General features: G+C 44.7%; 1 protein-coding gene and 1 pseudogene. Both read left to right on the top strand.

Translation table 11 applies throughout. The features are described from left to right. On the top strand, positions 1 to 645 hold a 645-nt coding region (locus tag PGX78_RS06630; protein ID WP_270446018.1), incomplete at its 5' end, for a DALR anticodon-binding domain-containing protein. 64 nt (positions 646 to 709) lie between these two features. After that, a pseudogene (locus PGX78_RS06625) lies at positions 710 to 945 on the top strand (CTP synthase); the annotation flags it as partial.

Genomic DNA, 945 nt, shown 5'->3' with positions numbered 1-945 from the left:
GGTTATGTGGCTCGTGTTAAAGCGGCTATGGCGGCTTTGGGGCTTGACCCGAATCAATTGGAAATCTTGCTGTTGCAAATGGTCAGCCTCTTTAGAAACGGCGAGCTGGTTAAGATGTCGAAACGGACAGGGCAGGCTATTACGCTTAACGAATTAATTGAGGAAGTCGGTACCGATGCGGCCAGATATTTTTTCATTATGCGGTCCTTGGATACACAGCTTGATTTCGATCTCGATTTGGCTAAATCGCACAGTAATGAAAACCCCGTATATTACATTCAATATGCCAATGCACGGATTTTCAGTATATATAAGCAAATTGCCGAAAACGGCGATGTCTTCGACATGACTTGGAAAAATACAAAGTGGGACAAGTTGAAAGAAGAACGGGAGTTGGCTTTAATCAAAAAAATGGCAGCCTATCCGGAAGAAATACGTAAAGCGGCTGCCGATCGGGCACCTCATCGCATCGCTCATTTCGTCTATGAAATGGCCGGTCTTTTCCATGCTTTTTATAACAACTGTCATATTATCCAATCGGATAAGGAGTTGGAGGAAGCTCGGTTGGCACTGGTTACGGCTGTACAGATTACGATTGCTAACTGTTTAGCCGTGTTGGGAATTTCAGCACCTGAAACAATGTAAGCAGTTGACATAAACGGTTGATAGTCTTTGATGGTAACGGGCACGAGCCCGGCAGGGAGGAATTATGGCAAAATACATATTTGTAACAGGCGGTGTCGTATCTTCGTTGGGTAAGGGTATTACTGCCGCATCGTTAGGACGATTGTTGAAAAACCGCGGTTATAAAGTAACAATTCAGAAATTCGATCCGTATATCAATATCGATCCCGGCACGATGAGCCCGTACCAACACGGTGAAGTCTTCGTTACAGATGACGGTACGGAAACGGACCTTGATTTGGGGCATTATGAACGGTTTAT

This window comes from Megasphaera sp. AF13-6AC (genome assembly GCF_027685385.1).
In the GTDB taxonomy this organism is placed as follows: Bacteria; Bacillota; Negativicutes; order Veillonellales; family Megasphaeraceae; genus Megasphaera; species Megasphaera micronuciformis.
This window is presented reverse-complemented; position numbering and strand designations above follow the sequence as displayed.